The following is a 17,485-nucleotide window of genomic DNA, read 5'->3' as shown; positions in this document are numbered from 1 at the left end:
ACAGTAAAAATTTTACAATTTGAAAGATAATACTAAAGAGTAGCTTTAGAGGATGAAACCTTCCGTCATTGTGAATGATGTGAGCAATCTTTTTAATAATCTTAATCACTGGGATACTTTTAATGTTTTAAAAATTTAAAGATTGAGATTACTTCAATGGCATAAAAATAAAAACCAGCCAAATGATGGCTGGTTTTCAAATAATATAGAGTAGAAATTTACTTTTTTTCGTGCAACTGGCTGTAGATATTGTGGATAAGCCCATCAGCTACGGAAATTTTAGGAACAAATATCCTGTTGATATCCGACCAGGACATGACGTTATTGAAGATCCTGAGAGCATGAACCAGAACATCGGCTCTGTCTTCTCTGAGGGTATGCTTGGTCATCCTTTCCTCTACAGAAAGCTCATTAAACTCCTTATAAACCTTTTTAAGATGGGAAAGTGTCATCGGTTTGCCGTCTTTAGTCTTACTCATCGAGAAAACCTTATTGATATTTCCTCCGGAACCGATAGCTACAACAGGCTTTTTACTGACTATATTCTTTTTGATCTCATCCTTCATTTCCTGCCAGTTTTCCGGTGTTACCAGATTGTTCAGAAGACGGATGGTTCCGATATTGAAGGATTTTTCGTAGACCATTTTTCCGTTTTCGTAAAAAGTAAGTTCCGTGGAACCTCCTCCCACGTCAATGTACAGATAGGCAAACTCTTTATCAAGACCTTCAGCAACATGGTTTTCATAGATAAGGGTAGCTTCCTCGTCACCGGAAATAATTTCTATATTGATTCCCGAAGTTTCCTGAACTCGTCTGATGATTTCATTTCCATTGGAGGCATCACGCATGGCACTGGTGGCGCAGGCACGGTAATGCTCTACTTTATAGATCTTCATAAGGTCGCTGAAAATTTTCATAGAATCGACGACCATTTTTTCTCTTTCCTCACCAATCATTCCCATGGTGAAGACATCCATACCCAACCTCAAAGGAATTCTTAAAAGATTTAGTTTTATAAATTCAGGTTTCCTGTTGCTGATCTTTACTTCATTGATCAGAAGTCTGGCGGCGTTGCTTCCTATATCTATCGCTGCAATCTTCATTTTTTGCTTGTTTTAGCTTTTAAATATTTGTAGGTTTCTATTTGAGAACGGCATTCCTTTTTATCATTCCTCACATACTCGTTGCTCAATTTTTTGTCTAAAATACGAGCTTTTACGTTATCTCTTAACTGAATGTCGAGAATATCTTTCAATTCCTTCTTCAGTTCCTTATCTGTGATCTTTGCAGCCGCTTCAATTCTGTAGTCCAGATTTCGGGTCATCCAGTCGGCAGATGAGATGTAAATGTCTTCTGCACCTTTATTATAAAAATACATAACCCTTGCATGCTCCAGGTATTCGTCGACAATACTTATTGCCTTTATTTTTTCTTTAAACTCTTTTTGGTTGACGGGGCAGTAAATTCCTCTTACGATCGTTTTTGTAATGACTCCGGCTTTTGCAGCTTCGTAAAGCTTTTCAATAAGGGCTCTGTCACTCATGGAATTGGCCTTAACGATGATCTCTGCTCTTCTTCCTGCTTTGGCTTCTTCGATTTCCTTATCTATCTGGTGAACGATCTTTTCGCGCATGAACTGTGGACAGATCATTAAATTTTTACAGGTTTTCAGAATCGGAAGAAAATCATCTTTTGGTTTTTTCAGGACATTAAATACTTTATTGATATCCGCCATGATGCCACGGTCTGAAGTCATTAATAAATGATCACCATATATTTTTGCCGTTTTTTCATTGAAGTTCCCGGTGCTTACAAAACCATACTGGAGTGTTTTATTGTGTGCTCTTTTTTTGATTACACAAAGCTTAGCGTGTACTTTTTTATTCGGGAGGCCTACCAACACGGTAATTCCCTCAGGCTCAAACATTTCTTTCCACTTAAGATTGGATTCTTCATCAAACCTTGCCTGAAGTTCCAGCATGACCGTTACTTCTTTACCATTTCTGGCGGCGTAGATCAGGGCATTGCTGATCTTTGAATTACTGGCAAGGCGATAAGCAGTGATCTGGATAGATTTTACATCTGGGTCCATGGCAGCTTCGCGTAAAAGATCGATTACCGGATTGTATTTGTGATAAGGAAAAGTAAGCAGAACATCTTTTTTCAAGATAACATCAGTCACTCTTTCTCCGTTTTCAAAAGCCTGATGGGTAAAAGAAGATCTTTCCTCTGGTCTTTCATACGTTTCAAAAACATCAGGAAAATCCATAAAATGTTTGAAATTATGAATTTTTCCTCCCGGAATAATGCTGTCTTTTTTTGTTAAATTCAATTTTCGGATAAGAAGTTCCAGTAAAGCCTTGTCCATATCCTTATCAAAAACAAAACGGGTAGGTTTTCCCTTTCTTCTGTTTTTAAGTCCCTTTTCTATTTTTTCTGCAAAATTGGTCCGGATATCATTGTCAAGATCCAGTTCAGCATCTTTCGTTACTTTAAAGGCATTGGCAGAAAATTCGTCATAGCCAAAATAAGAAAAAATATGCGGAAGGTTGAATGTAATAACATCTTCAAGCAGCATAACGTTTTTTTCTTCCGGATCTTCCGTAGGCAGCAGGACAAATCTTCCTACAAAACGTGACGGAATTTCAATAATTGCATAATTGCTAGAATACTGCCAGTCTTTTTTTCTCATGGCGACACCCAGATAGAGGCTTTTATCCCTCAGATAAGGCATCGGAGTATTTTCATGAAGCAGGATAGGGATCACATTGGATTCTACTATTTCATCAAAATATTGTCTCACGAATTCCTTCTGTTTGGCGGTCAGGTTCTTAGAGGTTTTAATAGAAACCTTAAGCCCCGCCATTTCAGCTTGAATATGCTTCCAGGTTTTATCAAAATTCTGCTGTTGTCTGATCACAATTTCGTTAATACGCTGAAGAATCTTTGATGGTGGCTGATAGAAAGATTCAGCGATCACTTTTTCTTTAAAATCCATTGCCCGCTTTAACCCTGCCACACGTACCCTGAAAAATTCATCTAAATTGTTGGAGAAAATTCCCAGGAAGCGTATTCTTAAATGTAAGGGGACATTTTCATCCATAGCTTCCTGTAAAACCCTTTCATTGAAAGCAAGCCATGTAATATCTCGCGGATTGAAGTGTACTGACATTCTAAAGTTTATATTTTATCAAAAATAGCAATTCGTACAGTTTAATCTGATATTTCTAAGGTTAAACTTTGATTAATTTTTTAATATTCTCAATGTTCAAACTGTCTTGAATAGTACAATTTAACATAATCTGGCGGATGTTGTTTACTTTGACCATTTTTGATTCTGTCATTTTGTCACAAAATAGGATATGGTACAGATATTGAGAAATTGAGAGTGTAAATTAAAATATAAAAATTAGAAAAAATATAAATATTATGAGTAAAATAATTGGAATTGACTTAGGAACAACCAACTCATGTGTTGCTGTAATGGAGGGTAAAGACCCTGTTGTTATCCCTAACGCGGAAGGTAAAAGAACGACTCCATCTATCGTAGCATTTACAGAAGATGGTGAGAGAAAAGTAGGGGATCCTGCAAAAAGACAGGCTGTAACGAATCCAAAGAAAACTGTATACTCTATCAAAAGATTTATCGGAACTCATTTTAAGGAAGATGCTAAAGAAATTTCAAGAGTACCTTATGAAGTAGTATCCGGACCAAACGATACGGCAAAAGTAAAAATCGACGACAGAGAATATACACCACAGGAAATTTCAGCAATGATACTTCAGAAAATGAAGAAAACAGCTGAAGATTATCTTGGACAGGAAGTAACAAGAGCGGTAATCACGGTTCCTGCATATTTTAACGATGCACAGAGACAGGCTACTAAAGAAGCTGGAGAAATCGCAGGTCTTAAAGTAGAAAGAATCATCAACGAGCCTACAGCTGCTGCATTGGCTTACGGTTTGGATAAAAACCATAAAGACCAGAAGATTGCTGTATATGACCTTGGTGGAGGTACTTTCGATATCTCTATCCTTGATTTAGGTGACGGAGTATTCGAAGTATTATCTACTAACGGTGATACACACTTAGGAGGTGATGACTTTGATGATGTGATCATCAACTGGATGGCAGATGAATTCAAGGCTGAAGAAGGAGTAGATCTTAAATCTGATGCTATTGCACTTCAGAGATTAAAAGAAGCTGCTGAAAAAGCAAAAATCGAGCTATCTTCTTCTGCTCAGACAGAGATCAACTTACCTTATATCACAGCGACAGCGACAGGTCCTAAGCACTTGGTAAAGACTTTAACTAAAGCTAAATTCGAGCAATTGGCTTCAGATTTAGTAAGAAGATCTATGGAGCCGGTAGCAAAAGCATTGAAAGATGCAGGTTTATCAACTTCTGATATCGATGAGGTAATCCTGGTAGGTGGTTCTACAAGAATCCCGATCATTCAGGAAGAAGTGGAAAAATTCTTTGGTAAAAAACCTTCAAAAGGAGTTAACCCGGATGAGGTAGTAGCTGTTGGAGCTGCAATCCAAGGAGGAGTATTGACAGGAGACGTAAAAGATGTATTGCTTCTTGACGTTACACCACTTTCTCTAGGTATTGAAACAATGGGTTCTGTATTCACGAAATTAATTGAAGCGAACACTACGATCCCAACTAAAAAATCTGAAGTATTCTCTACAGCTTCTGACAACCAGCCGGCTGTAAGCATCAGAGTAGGACAGGGAGAAAGACCAATGTTCAACGATAATAAAGAAATCGGAAGATTTGATCTTGCAGATATTCCACCTGCACCAAGAGGAGTTCCTCAGATCGAAGTAACTTTCGATATTGATGCCAACGGTATCCTAAGCGTTTCTGCGAAGGATAAAGGTACCGGAAAAGAGCAGACGATTAAGATCCAGGCTTCTTCAGGTCTTTCTGACGAAGAAATCGAAAGAATGAAGAAAGAAGCTCAGGAAAACTCTGCAGCAGATGCTAAGAAAAAAGAAGAAGTTGAAATCTTTAACAAAGCTGACGGATTGATCTTCCAGACTGAAAAGCAGTTAAAAGAATTCGGAGAAAAGCTGTCTGCTGATAAAAAAGCAGCTATTGAAGCAGCTCACGGAGAATTGAAAACAGCTTTCGAAGCTAAAAACGCAGACGATGTGAAGGCTAAAACTGAAGCTTTAGATGCAGCATGGATGGCCGCTTCAGAAGAACTGTATGCAGCAGGACAACAGGCTCAGGGTGCAGATGCAGGAGCTCAGAATCCTGGAGGAAATGCAGGAGGTGCTGATGATGTACAGGATGCAGACTTCGAAGAAGTTAAGTAAGTAGCAATTATCATCGGTTAATATCGATTAAAATAAATTATCAAATCGCTGTAAATTTAATGTTTACGGCGATTTTTTTATTTTACATTATATCTTTGCAGTCTAAATTTAAAATACTTTAAATAAAACCATGAAATCATTTTACAGTTCTCTCATCTTACTTTTATTTTCATTCTTTGTTCAAGCACAGAATTACGATCGCTTTAGCACTGGATTTTCAGAAACCATATCTTCAAAAATATTGGGAGAAGATCGGGAAATTCTAATACATATTCCAAACAGTAATGGTGGAAGCAAAATAAAAGACAGAGGTCGTTACCCAGTAATTTATTTGTTGGACGGTAATGATAATTTTAATAGTGTCGTAAGTATTACCGAGCACATGGAAGAAACAAGCCTAGCTCCGCCAATGATTGTAGTTGGGATAGTACATTCTAATAGAATGAGTGAATTGACAACAAACTCTGATGAAGAATTTAAAGGATTTGTCGGTAAAGGAGAAAACTTTATGTCTTTTGTTGAAAAGGAGCTTATTCCTTATATTGATTCAACTTATCCTACCACATCATATAAGACATTTATAGGTCATTCAGTAGGAGGTTTAACAGTGATTAATACATTACTTCATAAACCTAATTTGTTTAATTCGTATGCTTCTCTAGACGGAGCATTGTGGTGGAATAAGGCAAAGGTTGTAGAAGATGCTAAAAGCATTTTAGCCAATCAGAATTATGAAGGAAAGACATTGTATATTGCTATGGCTAATCGGTTGGAAAAAGGAGTTGATACGGTAAGTGTGATGAAAGATACGAGCGGGAGTACAGATCTTATCAGGGGCAAACTTAAGGTTTATAGAGGAACTTAAAAAATCGAATCGAAATCAGCTACGTTACAAATACAAATTTTACGAAAATGATAACCATCCATCAGTAAGACTGATCGGTGAATATGATGCACTTCGATATATCTTTGATTTTTATCGTCTTAAGATTTATGACAGTGAGATGGGCGATCCAAACTTTAAACTAGATTCAATAGTAGTTGCTCACTACGAAAATGTATCTAAACAAATGGGGTATATTGTGAATCCAAATGAGAATTTGGTCAATAATTTTGGGTATCAGATGATGGCAAATAAGCAATTCAAAAAAGCAGAATCATTATTTAAACTAAATATTATAAACAATCCCAAAAGTTGGAATTGCTACGATTCTATTGGAGATCTTTACCTTGCCATGGGAAACAAAGCAAAGGCAATAGAATCATTTAAAAAAGCGTTGACGCTAAAAGAAATTCCGGAAACAAAAGAAAAGTTGGAAACGTTGTTGAAAGAAAAGAAATAAAATGATAGGCTTAAAATCTTTGCTAAGTCTTATCATTTTGTATCATAAAATTTAATTAACGATTTACAATGGGAATTATTTTCGAAAAAGTAAAATAAGGATTAATAATCCCAGACTATAAAAATCCCCGAACTCATGTTTGGGGATTTTTGTTTTTTAAATACATTTTTTCTAAATAAATGAAATATAGATATTCACTTTTATGTAAATTAGTGTCAGTAAAACCAAACCAAAATTTAAATGAAATTTTTTAAAGTAATCATCGTAGCATCTTTATTCCTGTTTCAGCTGAATGCTGCTCAGGAAAAAGCCGATATAGAATTGAATAAAGCTCTTGCAGAAGCCAAAACCCAAAAGAAAAATGTTTTGCTGGTATTTCACGCTTCATGGTGTGGCTGGTGCAAACTGATGGAAAAAAATATGAATCTTCCTGAAACAAAGCCTATTTTCGACAAGAAATTTGTAACGACTTATATTGATGTTCAGGAAAGAGGAGAAAAGAAAAAGCTTGAAAATCCCGGCGGGCAGGAACTGATGAATACCTATAAAGGAGAAAATGCCGGACTTCCTTTCTGGCTGATATTAAATCCGAAAGGAGAAGTGCTTGCCGATTCATTCGACAGTAAGGGGGAAAATTTGGGGTCACCCGCAACTCCTGAAGAAGTTTCTTCGTTTCTGGCCAAGTTGGAAAAGAGTTCAAAAATGAATAAAGAGGAACTTCAGATCATCCAGAAAGTCTTTGTGAAAAAAGATAAATAAAAAGAAAACTCCCCTGGCAATTAGTCGGGGGAGGTTGTTCTCAGATCAAATAAATGTATGAAAGGATATTTCTATGATCTGATTACACATCGTCAAAATTTGTAAATTTTTATAATCAGTAGCTGACTAAAGATCAGTATCTCCGATGATTATCAGCAGCATCGGATCATTTTGTAAAAGTATGTATTTTGCACCATATGGTGAAATATAATTCAATAAAATATCTGTAAAGCATAATAATATTTTGTTAAGTCTCCGTTTTGCCCAATATTTCAAAAAACTTAAATAAAAAGCTCCTCAGACAAGATGCCTGAAGAGCCTATTTACAAATTAAATTATTTTACTTACCGAAAAAGATCTCGTCCTGTTTCTGCTGCTCATGATAGATAAGCTGAAAATTATCAGGCATATTCTGATAAAGAAGCTTCCAGTGCTGGATCTTTGCATGTTTTTTAAAGCTTTCCAAAGATCTTACAAACAGGTTTTCAATGACGGTTCTTACATAAGAATCGCCGTTTCTGTAGATCCAGTCCATCAGTTTGATGTGATGGGCTACAATGTAGATCTTTGATTCCTGCAGCATATCCTTCAAATAATTGATGGTAGCCTGAATAACGCCGGCAAAGTTTTCCTGAACAGATAACTGTGTAATTTCATTTCGAAGTGGCGGATAGAAAAATTTTAAGTATTCAACGGCTATTTTCTTATTAATAGCCTGCATTTGTACTTTCATCATAACTAATATTTTTCAGTACTTATCTTTCAGCGAAATGTATACCAAAATTTACAGCATGGCAGCAAAAATAAAAACTCCTATAATCACTGCGATGTGAGTAGCCAATACCTCTGCATTGTGTCTGTTAGTCGTGGTTTTCAATGTTTTCCAGTCTGAAATTTTTCTGATTTTTGTTTTCATAACGTATTGATTTTGAGTGGTTTTGATTTTTGAATAAAAAATGCTTTTGTAATGAAACACATGAAATATGTAACAAAATTTATGTGCCATGGTTGTAAATCTGTCTTGAATAGCTCTGCTGTAAATCTTTTGAAATGTGACTAAAGATCACTTTTCTATATTCTAGGGTGCAGAAAGCTGTAAAATTGTCCAGAGAATAAATGAAAATTCCTTCTACTGCGTTTTTTAATGCAATATCTCCTTCTGTATAAATTTTGTCCATTTTCTGAAGACTTTTAAATAGAATACTCCTGTCATCCTGTCGGACCATATTTTTGATACGTTCTGTGAAAGTACGAATCACACTGTACGAGTTCTGGGGCATCGTTTTCGTAAGTTCGTTTTCAAAGTCAGGGATAATTTTTGAAATTTCCCGGACAGCTTCTGAATAGTTCATATGATTAATGATTTTGTTCTAAGACTTTAATGATGGCTCCAAAGATGAAAATGGTCAGGAAAGCCATGAATAGCATATGGTAAGGTTTCAGCCATTTCGGAGTTTTCGGACCTCTGCTTTTTAATCTTCTTAGCTTGTCGATGCGGTTTAAGGTATTTAAGTCCATATTATATATTTTTAAAATAATGAAGCGAATGGCATTCCTTTGAAGCGATTTTTATTTAATTAATTGAAAATCAAATAATTATTTAATTTTAATAAAAATATTCGATCTTAAAAAACATGTCAAAATGATAAGGTTTTTATCAAAACGAAATGAAGGAACTTATTTATGATTTAATTATCTGCTTCATCTGCAAAATCTGCGGGAAAACATAAACAGTTGATATTTTAATTTTTTATCTCTCACAGATTTTGCAGATGGAGCAGATTTTTTTAGTCTTAGTTTATCAGTTGACAAAACTTAATGTAATATCAATTTTTGGTTTTTGGGATTATTTTATTTGTATGATGGAAAGAATAGAATGAATATCTTTGCACTCCAAATTATTCAGGACATGTTTTCAAAAATTATAGTACACAGAGTAGGAAATAAAATCAACGGAGAATCTTTAACGCTGTCTCAGGAAGAGCTGAAGCTGGAAGAAGGAATGGCAGAATTGCTTGAAGATTACTTTTTAGGTTCTTTTAAATCAGAAGAAACCTTCAATTTTTACAGTGACACGTATTTGGTCAATAATCCGGTATACAGTTCAGTATCCGAGATCTTTGAAGACAAGGCCAAATTCCTTTGGGAATCTGAAAATATTGCAAAACATCTTTTTGAAGCGGCTGAAAATCCAAGAGTTCAGGGTGGGGAGCTGTTTATTGTACTTTTCGAGGAAGAAAGTGACCGTCCGGATAAAGTAGATAAGATCGGGATCTTTAAAACCGAAAAGAGAGAATCTTTCCTGAAAATTTCGCCTAAGGAAGAAACATTTGATATTGAAAAAGACCAGGGAATCGGTTTGTCTAAAATTGATAAGGCAGCTTTGATCTATAACAATAATAAAGAGACCGGATATGTACTTTCTGTAGTTGATAATAACAAAAACGGAGATATGTACTATTGGTTCGAAGATTTCCTGAAAGTAAAACAGCGTGACGACGAATATTTTCATACCCAGGAAGCCCTGATGGTGTACAAAGATTATATCACGAAACAGCTTCCACAGGAATTTGAAGTTTCCAAAGCAGACCAGGCAGATTTCCTCAATAAATCCATCAATTTCTTCAAGGAAAAAGAAGAATTTAAGCTGGATGATTTTGCCAATGAAGTATTGGGAGACCAGCACGTCATTGAAAGTTTCGTGAACTTCAAGACCGATTATGAACAGGATATGCAGGTGAATATTGCTGAAGAATTCCCGATCAGTGAAGCAGCAGTAAAGAAAACCCAGCGTCATTTCAAAAGCATTATCAAACTGGACAAGAACTTCCATATCTATATTCACGGTGACAGGCAGAAGCTCGAAATGGGAGAAGATGACAAAGGAAAATACTACAGACTTTACTTCGATAAAGAAGTTTAAAAAGAGAAAAGCCCATTAAAGAATAATATCATAACTTTATATCGCACCGCAAAATAAACAGTTATGAAATTTATGATCATTTTCTGGACGCTTTATATGCTTTTTTTCTGCATACCATTTCCGATCTTTATTTATATGACGACTTCGGAAATAACAACGGAACCGAGAAATACATTGGCAGTGAGCTATGTATTTCTCGGTTTTTCTTTGTTAATATGGCTGTATGTCTTAGCTTTTCTGATCAACAATCTTCTTATTAAAACCTTTAAGGAAAAAAATACTATCAGCTATATTTTGCAGAACGGACTTCCGAGGGAAGCGGAAATTACAGACTATAAGCTTGTAAAATATAATCCCAGAACCAATATCAATCTCATCCATATTGTGCTTTCTTTTCAGAATCTCCGCAATACACTGATCCGGCACGAAATGATGTTCTATGATACAAAACCCCAGGAAAAAAGATTTGACGTCGGAAAAATGGTTAAAATACTTCTGAATCCTGATCCATCGAAAGAGCCTTATTTTATTCTAAGCGGGGCACAGACTAAATTTAAAGTTAAAAATATGATCTTGAGGATCTTATTTGTGATTTTTATGATCGTTTATGTCATAGGTCTGTACGCTTATTTTTACCTCAAGGAATCATTTGATTTCGGCTGGAGGTTCCTTACCTTTATGCATCCAATTATTTTCAGCGGGGTCATGTTTATTTTAACCCTTTTGGTATATAAGCTGATCGTTGGAAAATTTATAAAGAATAAAAAAGAAGAACAGATCCTGTTTGCCGGGAGAAGTGCTCAGGCAGAAATCATCAGTGTCAGTCAAACCGGATTAACAGTGAATGATCAGCCCCAAATCATGTTTCAAGTTAGATTTAAAGACTTTAAAGGTATTGAACATATGACAGTCTACAAAAAGATTGTACGGCTTCTTGATCTTTCTTCTGTTCCAAAACAAGGAGCTGTAGAAATCCTGTACAACGAAAACGATCCTAAAAAAATAACGATACCGGGAATCTAGAATGATCAAAAATAAATAACCGGAACTCAGGTAAAATAGAAAAAAGCGGATTGGCAATTTGCTTCCTCCGCTTACTTTTATGTCCTTTTATTTATTCCTTTTCTTAAAAAACAATGCTCTTCCATACTCATAATTCATCCGGGCAATATTCAGCACAGAAATTCCCTGAGGACATTCCACTTCACAGGCTTCCGTATTGGAGCAATGGCCGAAAAGTTCATGATCCATCTGGGTAACCATATTCAGGACACGTTCGCTCCTTTCCTCCTTACCCTGAGGGAGAAGGACCATGTGGGTGATTTTTGCCGAAGTGAATAAGGCAGCACTTCCGTTTTTGCAGGTGGCTACACATGCACCACACCCGATACAGGCTGCAGAATCGAACGCTTCCTCAGCTGTTTGGTGAGTCACTGCTATAGCTGTTGCATCAGGAGCCTGACCCGTATTCACCGATACAAATCCGCCTGAAGAAATAATCCTGTCAAAAGCCGACCGGTCTACTTTAAGGTCTTTCTTCACCGGGAAAGCTTCTGCCCGGAAAGGTTCGATTAAAATAGTTTCACCATCTTTAAAAGACCGTAAGTGAAGCTGACAGGTCGTTGTATTTTTTAAAGGACCATGGGCAATTCCGTTGATCATCATACCGCACTGTCCGCAGATCCCTTCACGGCAGTCGTGATCGAATTCTACAGGTTCGTCGCCTTCCGTAATGAGCTTTTCATTTAAAGTATCCAGCATTTCCAGGAAAGACATATGGGGATTCAGTTCTTTCAGGTCATAACTGACCAGTTTCCCTTCGCTCTTTCTGTCTTTCTGTCTCCATATCTTAAGATGTAAATCCATAATTTCTGTTTTTTATTTGTAGCTTCTTACTGTCGGCTGTATTTCTTCAAATATCAACGGTTCTTTAATTAGTTCCGGTTCGGCACTTTCGCCTTTCCATGCCCATGCTGAGATAAACTGATATTCGGTATCATTTCTTAATGCTTCTCCGTCCGGAGTTTGAAATTCTTCGCGGAAGTGGGCACCACAGGACTCATTCCGGGTTAAAGCATCATAGCACATGAGCTCACCGATCTCGAAATAATCGGCTACACGTCCTGCTTTTTCTAGTTCTGAATTCATTTGATTATCCTGTCCGGAAACCCGTACATCTCTGTAAAATTCCTGTTTTAATTTCCTGATTTCTTCTATCGCGTATTTCAAACCATCTTCATTTCTGGCCAGACCGCAGTAATCATATAAAAGTTTCCCCAAAGTTTTATGGAAATAATCAACTGTTTTGGTTCCTTTAATATCCATGAAACCCTGGATCTGTTCTTTCACCGCTTTTTCTGCCACATCAAACTCAGGAGCATCAGGTGAAATTTTTCCGGTATGAATCTCATCGGCCAGATAATTGGCGATGGTATAAGGCGCAATAAAATAGCCGTCCACAGAAGCCTGCAGCAATGAATTGGCTCCCAGTCTGTTGGCCCCGTGATCCGCAAAATTAGCTTCTCCCAAAGCAAACAATCCGGGAATAGTGGTCATCAGCTCATAATCTACCCAAAGCCCACCCATTGAAAAGTGAGCAGAAGGAGAGATCATCATCGGTTCATTATAGGCATTGTATCCTGTGATTTTAAGGTACATATCGAATAAATTGCCATATTTCTCCTGAATCTTTTCTTTTCCCTGTTCTCGTATCGCTTTGGAAAAGTCAAGATAAACAGCATTTTTCAAGGGCCCGATTCCAAAACCGGCGTCAATTCTTTCTTTGGCGGCACGGGAAGAAATATCTCTTGGAGCCAGGTTTCCAAAAGCAGGATACCGGCGTTCCAGATAATAATCTCTTTCGTTTTCCGGAATATCATTGGGCGGTCTGGTTTCATCAGCTTTTGAAGGAACCCAGATCCTTCCGTCATTACGCAATGATTCTGACATTAGGGTTAATTTAGACTGATAATCTCCCGATTGCGGAAGGGAAGTAGGATGTACCTGAATCCAGCTCGGGGAAGCCATTAAAGCTCCTTTTTTGTGAGCCCGCCAGATCGCAGAACCGTTACAGCCCATCGCTAAGGTTGAGAGATAATAAATTTTTCCATAACCTCCGGTTGCCAGAATAACTGCATGGGCAGCATGTCTTTCAATTTCCCCGGTATCTAAATTTCTGACAATAATTCCCCTTGCTTTGCCATCGATCACGACCAGATCAAGCATTTCATGTCTGGAATACAGTTGCACGGTACCTTTTCCAACCTGTCTCATCAGTGCCTGATAGGCCCCCAGAAGTAGCTGCTGCCCGGTTTGTCCCCTTGCATAAAATGTCCGGCTCACCTGAACGCCACCGAATGAACGATTGTTGAGATAACCACCATATTCACGTCCGAACGGCACGCCCTGCGCTACGGCCTGATCGATGAGGTTTAAAGAACATTCTGCCATGCGGTAAACATTGGCTTCGCGGGCTCTGAAATCTCCTCCTTTCAGCGTATCTACAAACATTCTGTAGACGCTGTCACCATCATTTTTATAATTTTTAGCGGCATTCACGCCGCCTTGTGCGGCTACAGAATGGGCTCTTCTCGGGCTGTCCTGGAAACAGAATGATTTCACATTGTAGCCCATCTCACCCAGAGAAGCAGCTACTGAGCTTCCTGCCAGTCCGGTTCCCACAACAATAATATCCAATTTTTTACGGTTAGCAGGATTGACGAGCTTAGCTTTCTTTTTATAGTTGTCCCATTTTTGTTCCAACGGGCCTTGAGGTATTTTTGAATTTAAGATCATAACTTTTCTTTTTAATGGGCAGTAAAGAATACATAAACCGGCATCAGCGCAAAACCTACGCTGATAATTACTGAATAGACAATTCCGGCAGTTTTGAACCATTTGACAAACTTAGGATGGTATAATCCCAGCGTTCTGGCCGCACTGTGAATCCCATGAATGAGGTGATAGCATAAAGCTCCCATTGATAATACGTAAATGATAACGTACCACCATTCTTTGAAAACCGTTACGACAAGAATGTACAGATCCTTATTTCCGTTGTTATCCAGCGGTGGGTTTCCAAATTTGTAGACGTACCAGAAATTCTGGAAGTGGATCACCAAAAAGATCAGAATCAGCGTTCCCAGAATTCCCATATTACGGGAATACCATTTACTTGCTCTTCCACGTCTTTCCGACTGGTAACTGCCTCCCGATTTTTTATTTTTTAAAGTAATGACCAGTCCGTCCAGAGCATGCAGAATAATACTTGCATACAGAACGTACGAAACCATTTTGATCAGAATATTTCCGGACAGAAAATGTGAATAGGCATTAAACTGTAAGTGCGCCTGCTCCGGCGGAAGAAACAGCTGGAGGTTTCCCAAGAAATGGATCAACAGAAAGAAGCTCAGGAATAGTCCTGTAAGGCACATCAGCATTTTTCTTGACAAGGTTGACAGCATATTTTTTATTTAATGATTAATAATATCCTAAAACTTTCATCCACAGTCCTCCGACTACCATATAGATGATAAGTAACACGATTCCGATTTCAAGACCTCTCAGCCACCAGGCTTTCAGTTCGACATAACCGCTTCCGTAGAATACCGGAGCAGGACCATGGCCGTAATGGGTAAGCACCCCGTAAATTGAGCCTAAGAAACCAAGCATCATCGCCAATAGCATAGGCGGGATCCCTAGAGAAACACCAACTCCCAATAACGCTGCATACATAGCAGCTACGTGAGCCGTTGCACTCGCAAAAATATAGTGGCTGAAAAAGTATACGACAATAATTACCGGAAAGGCAACCTGCCAGCTTAATCCACCGATTTTTACTTTGATCAAATCACTGAACCAGCCAATAAAACCAAGTTCATTTAAAGAACTGGCCATCATCACCAGAACAGCGAACCATACAATCGTGTCCCAGGCTCCTTTTTCACCTTTGATATCTTCCCAGGTCAATACAGAAGTAAGAAGCAACATCGTCAATCCAATAAAAGCTGTTGTAGTAGCATCGATAGACAATGCTCCTCCAAATATCCAAAGCGCTAAAAGAATGAAAAATGCCAATAACATCAGCCATTCATTTCTGGAAATAGGCCCCATTTCTTTTAATTTCTGAGCCGCCATTCTCGGGGCATCACCTGTTTTTTTCAATTCAGGCGGATATAATTTGTATAAAACTAAAGGAACGACAAAGAATGCAACCAATCCCGGAACAAAACCAGCTGCAGCCCATGACATCCAGGTGATATTGATCCCTAAATTGGCTGCAAATTTCTGACACATCGGGTTACTCGCGGTTCCGGTAAGAAACATAGATGAAGCGATGAGGTTCATATAGTAACTGTTCAGGGTAAGGAAAGAGCCCAGTTTTCTATGGGTTTCCGGCTTTTCAGGAACAGAATCGAAACTGATAGCCATAGATTTCATAATCGGGTAGATGATTCCGCCACCTCTTGCAGTGTTACTCGGAATGGCTGGAGCTAAACAAACATCTGCAAGTCCAAGCCCATAAGCCAGTCCCAATGAGCTTTTACCGAATATTCTGATGAATAAAAATGCAATCCGGTTTCCCAATCCGGTTTTGATAAATCCTCTGGCAATAAAGAATGAGATCCCGATAAGCCAAATTACTTTATCTCCGAATCCGGAAAGTGCTTTTGTGATGGATTTTCCTGCATCTCCGGGAGCTACAACCTGTGTAAGTGCTGTAAATGCAATGGCCATCATACACATGGTGCCCATAGGTGCTGCTTTAAGGATGATACCTAGTATGGTTGCTGCAAAAATAGCAAACAGATGCCATGCGTTTTCGGCAACACCTTCCGGAGCGGGAATAAACCATATGATCAGCGCAACGGCAAACGTTATCGCGATATTTCTGATATTAATTTCTTTCATGATCTATAAATCTTTAAGCGGTTAAAATCTACTTTGTACCTGAACAATGAACAGATTATTATTGTATTGTGATGTGTTTTCTATCTGGTGCCTGTAACGGTCAAACTGTACACCCAGCTGGATTCTTGCACCATAGTTTTTCAGGAATTCCAGTCCGAACATAGGTGTAATGGTCTGTCTTGGATTGGAGTTCAGCCTGAAATTGGTATCCAGATATTCATACCGACATGACAGCTCGAAGGCGCTGAGGTTTTTGTGATTGATCTCGTATCTTACATTCGGAAGGAAGTAAGCGCCACGGATCAGATACTGGTCAGGATTCGAAGGTCTGAGCTCAGGATCGATCGTATTGTAAAGAACATGATTGGTTGCCTGTTTGGCTTCCAACTGCATGTCCAGACTCCATTTCGGATCAAACTGGATCAGCGAGCTGAGGTCAATTCCCACTGCGTATACTTTTTTACTTAAAACTTCGCCGATACCTCCGTTCAGTCCGACATTGAAATTATACTTTTTTGAAAGACCGAAAACGAGTCTTGTGGAATACTGTTTTCCGTTGTCGTTATCATTCACCTGGTTTTTACCATTTCCATTAACAACTGAAACAGCATACTGGAAAGGTATTTGTCCCAGTTGAAGCTGTCCGGTTGCAGAAAGTCCGATCTGAAAGCTTGTCCAGCCCAGTTTCCCGAATTCTGTATACTGATTGGACCAATCCAAAGATTTGATGATGTCGATAGGATACGTTTCTTCAATTCCGAACCAGGGTCTGAACTGACCGACAGTAAATGCTAACTTAGGATTGAAAGTATATTTCAGGTAAGCATTTTCAAGAACCCTGCTTTTAGGGTCGTTTTTAAAGTCAGCGAAATTGGCGAGTGCTACGACTTCTGTTCTTTTGCTGATTTGTGCACGTACCTGAACCCTCATATACTTGAGCATAAAATTGTTGCTGGTTCCTGATCCGTCCGTGTGATGCAAGCCGTTCACATCGACATCTTCGGCCATACCTACAAGATAGCGTGCCTGAAAAAGTCCTTTTATCTGAAGTACAGGGTATTTCACATGGTCTTCTTCCTGTTTATCGGGGCGGAGTGAGTCCTGAATCTGTGCATTGGCTGAAAAAGCAGCCAATAAAATGCATAGTAACAGGCTTCTCTTTTTTGGTGAAAAAAGGGTCATAGTATTTGTGTTAATGGATTATTATTTAAAAGTTCCGGAA

17 protein-coding genes are annotated in these 17,485 nt (G+C 38.2%); 6 read left to right on the top strand and 11 right to left on the bottom strand.

Annotation, left to right across the window (positions count from 1 at the left end; genetic code table 11):
- Positions 1-218: 218 nt before the first annotated feature.
- Both LC418_RS16720 and ppk1 read right to left on the bottom strand, forming a co-directional pair.
- Positions 219-1,103 carry a Ppx/GppA phosphatase family protein gene (locus tag LC418_RS16720; RefSeq protein WP_111956706.1) on the bottom strand — a complete coding sequence of 295 codons (885 nt, stop codon included), beginning with the start codon at positions 1,101-1,103 and terminating at the stop codon, positions 219-221.
- Positions 1,100-3,172 carry a polyphosphate kinase 1 gene (ppk1, locus tag LC418_RS16715; RefSeq protein ID WP_111956708.1) on the bottom strand — a complete coding sequence of 691 codons (2,073 nt, stop codon included), beginning with the start codon at positions 3,170-3,172 and terminating at the stop codon, positions 1,100-1,102. The genes LC418_RS16720 and ppk1 overlap by 4 nt, the downstream gene beginning before the upstream one ends.
- A gap of 257 nt (positions 3,173-3,429) precedes the next feature.
- Between ppk1 and dnaK the strand changes: the two genes are divergently transcribed.
- The 4 genes from dnaK (at position 3,430) to LC418_RS16695 (ending at position 7,430) form a co-directional block, all read left to right on the top strand.
- Entirely contained in the window at positions 3,430-5,328 is a 1,899-nt protein-coding gene (gene dnaK / locus LC418_RS16710; protein ID WP_223559982.1) for a molecular chaperone DnaK, read from the top strand.
- Between the two features lie 130 nt (positions 5,329-5,458).
- Positions 5,459-6,193 (top strand): alpha/beta hydrolase, encoded by a 735-nt coding sequence (locus LC418_RS16705; RefSeq protein WP_223559981.1) that lies wholly within the window; start codon positions 5,459-5,461, stop codon positions 6,191-6,193.
- 139 nt (positions 6,194-6,332) lie between these two features.
- The gene (locus tag LC418_RS16700) at positions 6,333-6,671 is read left to right on the top strand and encodes a tetratricopeptide repeat protein (RefSeq protein ID WP_223559980.1); all 339 of its coding nucleotides are present in this window, start codon (positions 6,333-6,335) and stop codon (positions 6,669-6,671) included.
- Between the two features lie 240 nt (positions 6,672-6,911).
- On the top strand, positions 6,912-7,430 hold the full coding sequence (locus LC418_RS16695) for a thioredoxin family protein (protein ID WP_111956715.1): 519 nt from the start codon (positions 6,912-6,914) through the stop codon (positions 7,428-7,430).
- Positions 7,431-7,770: 340 nt separating this feature from the next.
- Here the strand turns inward: LC418_RS16695 and LC418_RS16690 are convergent, their stop codons facing one another.
- The 4 genes from LC418_RS16690 to LC418_RS16680 form a co-directional block, all read right to left on the bottom strand.
- Entirely contained in the window at positions 7,771-8,166 is a 396-nt protein-coding gene (locus LC418_RS16690; protein ID WP_111956717.1) for a DUF7674 family protein, read from the bottom strand.
- 48 nt (positions 8,167-8,214) lie between these two features.
- Positions 8,215-8,346 (bottom strand): hypothetical protein, encoded by a 132-nt coding sequence (locus tag LC418_RS20925; RefSeq protein WP_262510831.1) that lies wholly within the window; start codon positions 8,344-8,346, stop codon positions 8,215-8,217.
- A gap of 79 nt (positions 8,347-8,425) precedes the next feature.
- On the bottom strand, positions 8,426-8,782 hold the full coding sequence (locus tag LC418_RS16685) for a DUF7674 family protein (protein WP_223559979.1): 357 nt from the start codon (positions 8,780-8,782) through the stop codon (positions 8,426-8,428).
- 4 nt (positions 8,783-8,786) lie between these two features.
- Positions 8,787-8,948 carry a hypothetical protein gene (locus LC418_RS16680; protein ID WP_223559978.1) on the bottom strand — a complete coding sequence of 54 codons (162 nt, stop codon included), beginning with the start codon at positions 8,946-8,948 and terminating at the stop codon, positions 8,787-8,789.
- A gap of 391 nt (positions 8,949-9,339) precedes the next feature.
- On the opposite strand from LC418_RS16680, the gene LC418_RS16675 reads away from it, so the two are divergent.
- Entirely contained in the window at positions 9,340-10,353 is a 1,014-nt protein-coding gene (locus LC418_RS16675) for a nucleoid-associated protein (protein WP_111956908.1), read from the top strand.
- 63 nt (positions 10,354-10,416) lie between these two features.
- Complete coding sequence (locus tag LC418_RS16670) at positions 10,417-11,376, top strand: hypothetical protein (RefSeq protein ID WP_223559977.1); 960 nt, start codon at positions 10,417-10,419, stop codon at positions 11,374-11,376.
- Positions 11,377-11,463: 87 nt separating this feature from the next.
- On the opposite strand, the gene LC418_RS16665 is transcribed toward LC418_RS16670, so the two are convergent.
- The 5 genes from LC418_RS16665 to LC418_RS16645 are packed head-to-tail and all read right to left on the bottom strand — an operon-like array spanning position 11,464 to position 17,445.
- Complete coding sequence (locus LC418_RS16665) at positions 11,464-12,219, bottom strand: succinate dehydrogenase/fumarate reductase iron-sulfur subunit (protein ID WP_223559976.1); 756 nt, start codon at positions 12,217-12,219, stop codon at positions 11,464-11,466.
- Positions 12,220-12,231: 12 nt separating this feature from the next.
- Complete coding sequence (locus LC418_RS16660) at positions 12,232-14,148, bottom strand: fumarate reductase/succinate dehydrogenase flavoprotein subunit (protein WP_223559975.1); 1,917 nt, start codon at positions 14,146-14,148, stop codon at positions 12,232-12,234.
- Positions 14,149-14,159: 11 nt separating this feature from the next.
- Positions 14,160-14,816 (bottom strand): succinate dehydrogenase cytochrome b subunit, encoded by a 657-nt coding sequence (locus LC418_RS16655; protein WP_223559974.1) that lies wholly within the window; start codon positions 14,814-14,816, stop codon positions 14,160-14,162.
- Positions 14,817-14,832: 16 nt separating this feature from the next.
- On the bottom strand, positions 14,833-16,263 hold the full coding sequence (locus LC418_RS16650) for an anion permease (protein ID WP_223559973.1): 1,431 nt from the start codon (positions 16,261-16,263) through the stop codon (positions 14,833-14,835).
- Positions 16,264-16,284: 21 nt separating this feature from the next.
- Entirely contained in the window at positions 16,285-17,445 is a 1,161-nt protein-coding gene (locus LC418_RS16645) for a porin (RefSeq protein ID WP_223559972.1), read from the bottom strand.
- Positions 17,446-17,485: the final 40 nt, after the last annotated feature.

Source organism: Chryseobacterium lathyri, from assembly GCF_019970085.1.
Classification (GTDB): domain Bacteria; phylum Bacteroidota; class Bacteroidia; order Flavobacteriales; family Weeksellaceae; genus Chryseobacterium; species Chryseobacterium lathyri.
The sequence above is the reverse complement of the archived record's forward strand: the minus strand, read 5'-3'. Positions and strand labels throughout refer to the sequence as shown.

Excerpts from the sequence above, each read along its gene's own strand:
- LC418_RS16700 (WP_223559980.1), top strand. The coding sequence starts at position 6,333 with ATGGGCGATCCAAACTTTAAACTAGATTCAATAGTAGTTGCTCACTAC.
- LC418_RS16680 (WP_223559978.1), bottom strand. The coding sequence starts at position 8,948 with ATGGACTTAAATACCTTAAACCGCATCGACAAGCTAAGAAGATTAAAA.
- LC418_RS16705 (WP_223559981.1), top strand. The coding sequence starts at position 5,459 with ATGAAATCATTTTACAGTTCTCTCATCTTACTTTTATTTTCATTCTTT.
- LC418_RS16685 (WP_223559979.1), bottom strand. The coding sequence starts at position 8,782 with ATGAACTATTCAGAAGCTGTCCGGGAAATTTCAAAAATTATCCCTGAC.
- ppk1 (WP_111956708.1), bottom strand. The coding sequence starts at position 3,172 with ATGTCAGTACACTTCAATCCGCGAGATATTACATGGCTTGCTTTCAAT.
- LC418_RS16695 (WP_111956715.1), top strand. The coding sequence starts at position 6,912 with ATGAAATTTTTTAAAGTAATCATCGTAGCATCTTTATTCCTGTTTCAG.
- LC418_RS20925 (WP_262510831.1), bottom strand. The coding sequence starts at position 8,346 with ATGAAAACAAAAATCAGAAAAATTTCAGACTGGAAAACATTGAAAACC.
- LC418_RS16650 (WP_223559973.1), bottom strand. The coding sequence starts at position 16,263 with ATGAAAGAAATTAATATCAGAAATATCGCGATAACGTTTGCCGTTGCG.
- LC418_RS16655 (WP_223559974.1), bottom strand. The coding sequence starts at position 14,816 with ATGCTGTCAACCTTGTCAAGAAAAATGCTGATGTGCCTTACAGGACTA.
- LC418_RS16690 (WP_111956717.1), bottom strand. The coding sequence starts at position 8,166 with ATGATGAAAGTACAAATGCAGGCTATTAATAAGAAAATAGCCGTTGAA.
- LC418_RS16720 (WP_111956706.1), bottom strand. The coding sequence starts at position 1,103 with ATGAAGATTGCAGCGATAGATATAGGAAGCAACGCCGCCAGACTTCTG.
- dnaK (WP_223559982.1), top strand. The coding sequence starts at position 3,430 with ATGAGTAAAATAATTGGAATTGACTTAGGAACAACCAACTCATGTGTT.
- LC418_RS16645 (WP_223559972.1), bottom strand. The coding sequence starts at position 17,445 with ATGACCCTTTTTTCACCAAAAAAGAGAAGCCTGTTACTATGCATTTTA.
- LC418_RS16670 (WP_223559977.1), top strand. The coding sequence starts at position 10,417 with ATGAAATTTATGATCATTTTCTGGACGCTTTATATGCTTTTTTTCTGC.
- LC418_RS16660 (WP_223559975.1), bottom strand. The coding sequence starts at position 14,148 with ATGATCTTAAATTCAAAAATACCTCAAGGCCCGTTGGAACAAAAATGG.
- LC418_RS16665 (WP_223559976.1), bottom strand. The coding sequence starts at position 12,219 with ATGGATTTACATCTTAAGATATGGAGACAGAAAGACAGAAAGAGCGAA.
- LC418_RS16675 (WP_111956908.1), top strand. The coding sequence starts at position 9,340 with ATGTTTTCAAAAATTATAGTACACAGAGTAGGAAATAAAATCAACGGA.